Source organism: Phaeobacter sp. (assembly GCF_022825805.1).
In the GTDB taxonomy this organism is placed as follows: Bacteria; Pseudomonadota; Alphaproteobacteria; order Rhodobacterales; family Rhodobacteraceae; genus Phaeobacter.
The window spans coordinates 1-8,142 of record NZ_JAJDWC010000082.1; the positions used below are offsets into that span (position 1 = coordinate 1).

At 59.9% G+C, this 8,142-nt stretch carries 7 protein-coding genes and 1 pseudogene; 1 reads left to right on the forward strand and 7 read right to left on the reverse strand.

Annotated features, from left to right (window positions below; all coding sequences use genetic code 11):
- Positions 1 to 155: 155 nt before the first annotated feature.
- Positions 156 to 1,130, forward strand: coding sequence for an Ldh family oxidoreductase (locus Q0C28_RS09020; RefSeq protein ID WP_293574998.1), 975 nt, complete (start codon positions 156 to 158; stop codon positions 1,128 to 1,130).
- 27 nt (positions 1,131 to 1,157) lie between these two features.
- On the opposite strand, the gene Q0C28_RS09025 is transcribed toward Q0C28_RS09020, so the two are convergent.
- From Q0C28_RS09025 to Q0C28_RS09055, 7 genes and pseudogenes are all read right to left on the reverse strand, one after another.
- Positions 1,158 to 2,012, reverse strand: a complete 855-nt coding sequence (locus Q0C28_RS09025) for a LysR family transcriptional regulator (RefSeq protein ID WP_293574988.1) — start codon at positions 2,010 to 2,012, stop codon at positions 1,158 to 1,160.
- A 91-nt stretch (positions 2,013 to 2,103) separates the two neighbouring features.
- A complete protein-coding gene (locus Q0C28_RS09030) occupies positions 2,104 to 2,583 on the reverse strand; it encodes a RidA family protein (RefSeq protein WP_293574990.1) in 480 nt (159 codons plus the stop codon).
- The gene (locus tag Q0C28_RS09035) at positions 2,580 to 3,347 is read right to left on the reverse strand and encodes an Asp/Glu racemase (RefSeq protein ID WP_293574992.1); all 768 of its coding nucleotides are present in this window, start codon (positions 3,345 to 3,347) and stop codon (positions 2,580 to 2,582) included. The genes Q0C28_RS09030 and Q0C28_RS09035 overlap by 4 nt, the downstream gene beginning before the upstream one ends.
- Positions 3,344 to 4,501: a PLP-dependent aspartate aminotransferase family protein gene (locus Q0C28_RS09040; protein ID WP_293574994.1), complete on the reverse strand. Its 1,158-nt coding sequence runs from the start codon at positions 4,499 to 4,501 to the stop codon at positions 3,344 to 3,346. Before Q0C28_RS09040 ends, Q0C28_RS09035 begins: the two co-directional genes overlap by 4 nt.
- Positions 4,501 to 6,192 (reverse strand): hydantoinase B/oxoprolinase family protein, encoded by a 1,692-nt coding sequence (locus tag Q0C28_RS09045; protein WP_293574996.1) that lies wholly within the window; start codon positions 6,190 to 6,192, stop codon positions 4,501 to 4,503. Before Q0C28_RS09045 ends, Q0C28_RS09040 begins: the two co-directional genes overlap by 1 nt.
- A gap of 2 nt (positions 6,193 to 6,194) precedes the next feature.
- On the reverse strand, positions 6,195 to 7,655 hold the full coding sequence (locus Q0C28_RS09050) for a hydantoinase/oxoprolinase family protein (RefSeq protein ID WP_293575000.1): 1,461 nt from the start codon (positions 7,653 to 7,655) through the stop codon (positions 6,195 to 6,197).
- 87 nt (positions 7,656 to 7,742) lie between these two features.
- Positions 7,743 to 7,994 (reverse strand): annotated as a pseudogene (locus Q0C28_RS09055) (hydantoinase/oxoprolinase N-terminal domain-containing protein); the annotation flags it as partial.
- Positions 7,995 to 8,142: the final 148 nt, after the last annotated feature.

Consider the following 8,142-nt stretch of genomic DNA (forward strand, 5'->3'; position numbering starts at 1 on the left):
CAAGCAATGATGAATACGAACAATACGTGTGACGACAAAAGTTGGGGGATTAGACCCACTAATCAACCCTAACCCATTGAAATAAAACCACCCGCCAAAAACAAGCACCTCAAATATAGTTCTGAAGTGTCGAACTTGGGCTTACCCTTGCTGAGATCGAAGAGCTTGCTTTTCAGGCGCTGGTTGCCGCTGGCACCGCCGAGGCGAACGCACGGCCTCTCGCGGTGGCGACGGCAATGACAGAAGCGGATGGGATTGCCTCGCACGGATTGGCCTATGTGCCGATCTATGCGGAACATGTGCGCTGCGGCAAGGTGGACGGGCAGGCTGTCCCGACGGTGACAGAACCGCGCCCGGGTGTGGTTGTGGTCGATGGCGGCACGGGCTTTGCCCACAGTGCAATTGATGCCGGATTTCAGCGCCTCCAACCCTTGGCCAAATCGCAGGGCATCGCGGTGCTGTCGATTCACAATTCCTACAATTGTGGGGTGCTGGGCGTTCATACCCAGCGCCTGGCGCAAGCGGGTCTGCTTGGGATCGGGTTCACCAATGCGCCAGCCTCCATCGCGCCGTCGGGCGGGGCAAAACCAGTGGTCGGGACAAACCCGTTTTCGATTGCCGCACCGGATGGTCAGGGCGATGTTGCGCTGTTGATCGACCAATCTGCCAGCACGATCGCCAAGAGCGAGGTGATGAAACACGCTCGCGAAGGCCAACCCGTGCCGGAAGGCTGGGTGTTGGATGCTGAGGGGCGCCCAACCACGGATCCGGAAGCGGGGCTGAAGGGCTCGATGGTGCCGTCTGGCGGCTATAAAGGCGTCGGTATCGCCTTGACAGTCGAATTGATGGCGGCGGCCCTGACCGGGGCCACCTTGGGGTCTGTCGCCAGCCCGTTTTCGGGCACCGCCGGTGGCCCGCCCAGAACCGGCCAGTGTTTCATCGCCATCGATCCGTTGGCCACATCTGCGGGCGCGTTTCAGGAACGGCTGAGCCATCTTGTCGCTTCGTTTAGGGATCAGCCCGGTGCGCGCCTGCCTGGTGATAGTCGTCGCAACTGCCGGACGAAGGCCAGTACCGAGGGCGTTGCGGTGAACGCAGCACTGCTGGCCCGCGTGCGAGAGCTGCTCTGAGCGGAAAATTAGTTAGGGGTGCTCGGGTTATCCCGCCACCCTGGTGATGGCGCGCAGGCCTTCGATTGCGGCGTTCGTGCGCTCGGGGTGGACCGGATCGCGCGATTTGACGAGATAGGCAGGGCGGGACAATTCTGGTGCGCCCTGCACCATATGCAGCTTGTTGGTCGCCAGTTTGTCCTCAACCGTGCTGAAAGGCAGGTAGGCGAAGCCGTCCTCGACCAGCAGATAGGCGAGAGCGATTTCCCCATAGCCGATATTGAAGGGCGGCGCCTGCAATTCCGGCAGCTTTTCGAAATGCTCCTCGCGGTAGCCATAGCTCCAGTCGACATGCAGGTAGTCAGAGTTCTTGCAGTCGGCAAAGTCTCGCGGTGTTGACGACACCAGGACAAGCCTGTCGCAGCTGAATTCTTCGACCTCCAGCCCCGGTAGAGCGCGGGGCATGTGGGTGATTGCGATGTCGAGAAAGCCCTCTCTGACATATTCTGTGAGCCGCTCGGAATAGTCCGCTTCGACATGGGTTGTCAGGTCTGGGTGATTGCGCCGCATCCAGACCAGCCACTCCGGCATAAACTGCCGCCACATCGTCATATGAACACCGACGCCGACAGACCCTGCATAGGCCACGCTTTGGCGGATTTCCTGGGAGCCCTGTTGCCACATCTGCAGCAAAGACGCTGCGTAGCGGTAAAACTGGCGGCCCTCACGCGTCAGGGTGACAGCGCCGGGGCTGCGTTGAAACAACCGGCAGGACAGATGGTCCTCCAACACCTTGATCCGAGCGCTTGCGGTGGACTGGGTGATGTTCATCTTCTCCGCGACCCGGCTGAAATTGCCGAGCCGCGAAAGTTCGAGAAAAGTGCGGATTGCTTCGATGTTCACGATGGGCGCCTCGGCTTGGTCTTGGTCTGCCTCAGCAGGTCTGCCACATCAGACCAATCCGCAAAAGACCGCTGTGTAAGAAGCCCGACCGTCAGGCCTGTGCCTTCAACCGCGCAAAAGCCTCGACCTCGACGGCGGCATTGCCGGGCAGGGAGGACGCCCCAACAGCGGATCTGGCATGCACGCCTTGCGGCCCTAGGACATGGGCGATCAGATCTGACGCGCCATTGGCGACGATAGGATGGTCCGCAAATCCAGGTGCTGCGTTCACAAACACGGTCAGCTTGGTGACCTGTTCCACATTTTCCAGCCCGCCAGCGGCGTCGTTCAACGCGCTCAACAGCCGCAGCGCACAGAGTTCAGCGGCCTTTCGCGCCTCTTCGATGGTCAGATCCTGTCCAACCTGTCCGCGAAACTGTAGCTCACGGCCGTGTTTCGGGGTTTGACCGGCGAGAAAGATCAGATCATCGCTGCGAAGCCATGGCATGTAATGGGCTGCGGGTTCCGGCGGTGGTGGGAGGGTCAGACCCAGCGCGGCCAGCCGGGCTGTGGGCGTGTTGTTCTGGCTCATTTGGATAGTCCTTCTCGGGTGAAGAGGCGGCCGCCCTGGCGGATGGGGCGTGGATCACAGCCGAGCTTGCTCAGCAGCGCATACATCAAAGCCTGATTGCTGGTCACAACGGGTTTGTTCACCGCGGCCTCGATGGCGGTGATCGCCTCGACGGCACGGTAGTCTGTGCAGGATATGACGATCGCATCGGCATCAGGATGATCTGCTGCCAGCGCCATGTCATAGGCGTCTTTGGGGGTCAGGGCGTTTTGCTCCAGACTGTTCAGATCCCGGTCAAACCCATGGTCCCGCAGGACCTGGATCCCGCTTTGCTCCAGAAAGGCGACAGACTCCCGGCGCAGTTGCGGGACATAGGGCGAGGTGAACGCCACCCTTAGGGCACCAACGGATCTGATCCCGGCAATCAATGCGCCAGCTGCGGTTGTTGCGGGGCATTCGGCCAGCCGTTCCAATTCTGCGCAAAAGGATTGGTCAAACTCTGGCCCATCAGACAGGGTGGCCGATGTACAGCCATAGGCCAGAACATCCACTCTGGCATCGCGCAACAAGCTGACATGCAGATCTATGGACTGACGCACAAAGCGGCGCATTTCTGCGGAGTCAGGGATCGCGTCCACATCATAGCCGCCGCTGCGGACCGAGTGGATGGTGACGTTGTCTGGAGCAAGCAGTTGGAAATCCGGCTCTACATTGGTGTTGGAGGAGGGCACGATCAGCCCGATCCGGTGACTGCGGCGCTGGCTTGCGATGTCGTGGTCGTTCATTTCGCGGCTCCGATACTGTCCAATGCCTGCTGCAGGTCGGTGATCAGGTCTGTCACATCCTCCAGACCCACCGAGAGCCGCAGCAGATCCCGCGGTGTCGGGCTGGCTGCGCTTTCCATGCCGGCGCGGTGTTCGATCACCGTTTCGGTGCTGCCAAAAGAAATAGCCTGGCGGATCACCTGAACGCGGTCAGCCACTTCTTTGGCGGCCAGTTCGCCACCAACAAGACGAAACGACAGCATGGCGCCAAACCCGCCGGTCATCTGCTTTTTGGCGATGTCATGATTGGGATGGCTCTCTAGGCCCGGGTAGAGGACCTCGGCGACCTGTGGCTGCCCGGCGAGGAATTCGGCAATGCGCAGCGCGCTGGCGGATGCGGATTTGACCCGCAGCGACAGGGTGCGCATGCCCCGCAACAGCAGCCAGGCCTCGAAACTGCCCAACACAGCGCCGTAAGCGTTTCGCAAAGCGGCCATTTCCGCCAGCACCTCTTCGCGACCTGGGGCGACAACAGCTGCACCTGCAATCAGGTCGCCATGGCCGTTCATATATTTGCTGCAGGAGTGGATGACGATATCGGCGCCATGTTTGATCGGTTGTGTCAGGATCGGCGTCGAAACAGTGCTGTCGATTGCCAAAAGGGCGCCACCTTCATGGGCGGCGGCCGCGATTTCGGCAATATCGGTGATCTGCCAGGTCGGGTTGCTGGGGGTTTCCATCCAGACCAGTTTGGTTTTCCCCGGTATCATGGCTGCGGTTACCGCGGGTCCATCGTAGTGATCCAGAAAGCTGACCTCGAGCCCCCAGGTTTGGCCATGTTCGTTGATCCAGTCGCGCAGGCCAGAATATACAAGCCGAGGCAGGATCACATGATCGCCGGGTTTCAGCCGATGAAAGACCGAGGTGATCGCAGCCATGCCAGAGGCAAACAAAAGACATCCTGCGCCGCCCTCTAGCGCGTTGATGAGTGCTTCGGGTTGATCAAACGTCGGGTTGTCATCGCGGGTAAAGAGCCGACCTGTGCGGGCCAAGTCCTTGGGGTCCCGCAGGAAGGACGTTGATGGCCGCAGGGGAGCGGCCATGGCGTCGGTGTCTTTGTCGATCCAACCAAGTGCGGTTGCCGTCAGGGTTTGTTGAGACAGATCTTTAGTCATCACTTTGCTCCCTCGGACATGCGGGCGTCTGCGCTGGTGATGGTGACACCATAGTCGCGTTCCGCCGCCTCAACGCTGACCAGCCCGGTTTGCACATCGCGCAGGACATCCTGTGGATGGCGTTCTTCTGGAGCGCCATAGCCTGCGCCGCCTGGGGTCAGAACGGTCAGCCGCTCGCCTGCGGGGATGATTTGTTCTCCTTTGGGGTGGAAGCGATCACCATTGCTGAGTTGCAGCACACCCGCAGCCCCCGCATGCCCGCCTTCGCGTCCGCGCGGGGGATGATTGATGCGGTCAAGTGCTGCAAAGAGCGAAATCGGCGCGTCTTCGCTGCTGGAGAGTTCAAGGATCTGACCAAGCCCGCCGCGGTATTTGCCGGGTCCCCCGGAATCCGGGCGCAATTCGCGTTTCCAGATGATCAGGGGCGAGACGCTTTCGGTGATTTCGACCAAAGATCCCATCACTCCGCTGGGGAAGGCTGTGGCCGAAAAGCCATCTTTGGTCGGGCGCGCGCCGGTGCCCCCGTTGTGGACCAGTTCGGTGGCAAATTTGGTTTTGCCAAGGCCATCGCCCGAATACCCACCACGCAGGGGGAGATCCCATAGGCAGCAGGCCCCTTCGGCCGGTACACGACCGGGAATGGCCTGATGCAGACAGCCAAACACAACATCGGGGAGCAGCTGGCCCACAACATGGCGCATCGCGACGGGCACCGGATATTGGGCGTTCACGATGGTGTTTTCCGGTGCTTGGATCCGCAAAGGCTGCAACGAGCCTTCGTTATTGGGAATGTCCGGTGCCACCGCGCACTTCAGGGCGAAACAGGAATAGGCGCTGGCGTAGTTCAATGGGCAGTTGATGCCTTTACGCGACAGACCAGAGGTGCCGGTGAAATCAACCGTGATCTCGCCATCGGCAATGGTCATCCGTGCCACAAGATCCAGCGGTTCATCATATCCGTCTACGCGCATCTGATTGTCATAGACCCCATCTGGCAGGGCCCGGACCAGATCGTTGGTGCGGCTACGCGAGGTGTCGATGATGTAATCAGCGATGTCTTCCAGATCATCGATGCCGATATCGTCCAGACATTCTGAGGTCCGGCGGCTGCCGCATTCAACGCAGGCAATCAGCGCATAGGTGTCGCCTTCGACTTCAATGGGAACACGGCTGTTTGCCTTCAGCAGGGTCATGAAGGTCTGATCCAGTTTGCCCGCATCAACCAGCTTTAGGATGGGCACAAACAGGCCTTCGTCCAGCACGTCTGAGCCGTCGGGCCCAAACCCAAGGCCGCCCAGATCGGCGAGATGGCTGGTGCAGGAGGTGTATCCGATCAGCTTGCCCTTGTGGAAACAGGGGCGCACCAGCATGAAGTCATTCAGATGCCCCGCGGCCTTCCACGGATCATTGGTGAGATAGATGTCCTCTGGGTGCATATCGTCGGGGCTGAAGGCCTCCAGAAAGTAGCGGACGGATTCTGCCATGGTGTTGACATGGCCCGGCGTTCCGGTCACGGCCTGTGCGATCATCCGACCCTGCAGATCAAAGAGTCCGGCGGACAGATCGCCCGACTCCCGGACGATGGGGTTAAAGGCGGTGCGCATCAGCGTCTGCGCCTGTTCTTCGACGATGGCGATCAGACGGTTCCAGAGGATCTGTTTTTCGATCTCGCTAAGGGGTGTGCCGGTCATCATCAGATCCTTTCCAGAATGAGGTTCGCATCGGCGTCGATGCGGCCTTTGAAGCCATCGGTCACAAAGGTGGTTGTTTGGGGTTCGGCGACCAAAGCCGGGCCGGTGAATTCTGCGCCAGCGGGCATATCCGGGCGCCAGTAGACGGGGATGTCTGTTTGCGCCTTTTGTGAGGGGACAAAGACGGTGCGCGTTTCAATGGGATCGCAGCCTTTGGCCGGGGTGTCATTGGGGATGATGTCCAAAGCGGGCAGGACTGTCGCAGCGACCATGGACCAGGACAGGATTTCGATATCCCGTTGCGGAATGGTGCGCCCATAAAGGCACCCGTAAGCTGCCTCATAGCTGGCTTTGATGGTTGCCGTATCCTGGGCCGTCAATGTGCCCGCCGGAATGGGGACCTGAATTTCGTGACCCTGACCGACGTAGCGCATGTAGGCCGTGCAGGTCAGTGAAATCTCTGCGTTGGGATCGCTGCCGCTGACGATGCTGTGGGCCTCATCCGAAATTGCACCGATCACCTGATTGGCGGCGTCTGGATCAAACTGATCCAGCGTCATATAGCGGCTTCTGACCACCTCGTAGGCCACGGGCGCTTGCAAGAAGCCGACTGCTGAACCGACGCCGGAGTTTGCGGGCACGATCACTTTTTGCACACCGAGCTTTTCCGCCAGGCGGACCGCATGCAGTGGCCCGCCGCCACCGAAGGCAATCATGGTGAAGGTCGACAAATCGGCGCCGTGTTCCACAGAATGGATGCGCGCGGCATTGGCCATATTTTCTTCGACCATCTCGGTCACACCAAAGGCCGCCTCAAGACCGGAGACCGCAAGTGGAGCAGCTACATCTGCCGCAATGGCAGTTTCGGCTGCGGGGACATCCAAGGGCATCTTGCCCTCGGCAAATGTGCTGGGATTGATCCGGCCCAACAACAGATTGGCATCCGTCACGGTGGGTTTGGTGCCACCTTTGCCGTAGCAGGCCGCGCCGGGGACGGACCCCGCGCTTTCCGGGCCGATGCGCAATTGCCCCATGCCGTCGACATGCGCAATGGAGCCACCACCGGCACCGATTTCGATCATTTCGATGACCGGAATGCGCACGGGCATACCGCTGCCCTTCTGGAAGCGGGCGGCGCGCGCGATTTCAAAGTTGCGGGCGGTTTGCGGCTGGTAGTCCTGGATCAGGCAGATCTTGGCGGTGGTGCCCCCCATGTCAAACGAGACAACGCGTTGTTCCTGCAGACGCTCGGCCAAACGGCTGGCCAGTACGGCACCGCCGCTGGGACCAGATTCGACCAAACGGATCGGATAGCGAATGGCCGATTCCAAGGTGGTCATGCCCCCCCCGGAGGTCATGAGATACAGCGGGCAGCTGTAGCCATTGTCGGCCAGCGTGGTCTCCAGCGCCCGCAGATAGCGGGCCATCAACGGTTGCACATAGGCGTTGCAAACCGTTGTCATGATCCGCTCATATTCGCGCACCTCGGGGCAGACATCAGAGGAGAGGGTGATTTCGACCGTGCAGCCGGAGGCCAACAAAGCATCCCTAATCGCGCGTTCATGGGCGGGATTGGCATAGGCATGCAGCAGACCGATGGCCACAGCTGATATATTCTGTGCGGCAATCACATCCGCCAGGTCCTGCAGGCTGTCATGATCCAGCGGGATGAGCACATTGCCGTGCACATCCATGCGTTCTGTCACCTTGAACCGCAATTCGCGGGGGATCAGCGGCTCGGGCTTGTCGATGTTGAGATCGAATTGATCATAGCGGCTTTCATAAGCGATCTCGAGACTGTCGCGAAATCCTTGTCGCTAACAAGCGATATGTCCGGTGTAGGTAACATGCGATCTGTCCGGTTTTATCATGTCTCCGAAAGGAGGCGTTATGAAGCGGACAGAAGTGTTACAGGAAGTTCGACTTATGAAGTTCGAAGACGTGTATTCG

What these genes read in the sequence shown, in the direction of transcription:
- Q0C28_RS09045 (WP_293574996.1), bottom strand. Translation starts at nt 6,192, where the DNA reads ATGACCGGCACACCCCTTAGCGAGATCGAAAAACAGATCCTCTGGAAC.
- Q0C28_RS09035 (WP_293574992.1), bottom strand. Translation starts at nt 3,347, where the DNA reads ATGAACGACCACGACATCGCAAGCCAGCGCCGCAGTCACCGGATCGGG.
- Q0C28_RS09050 (WP_293575000.1), bottom strand. Translation starts at nt 7,655, where the DNA reads ATGACAACGGTTTGCAACGCCTATGTGCAACCGTTGATGGCCCGCTAT.
- Q0C28_RS09040 (WP_293574994.1), bottom strand. Translation starts at nt 4,501, where the DNA reads ATGACTAAAGATCTGTCTCAACAAACCCTGACGGCAACCGCACTTGGT.
- Q0C28_RS09030 (WP_293574990.1), bottom strand. Translation starts at nt 2,583, where the DNA reads ATGAGCCAGAACAACACGCCCACAGCCCGGCTGGCCGCGCTGGGTCTG.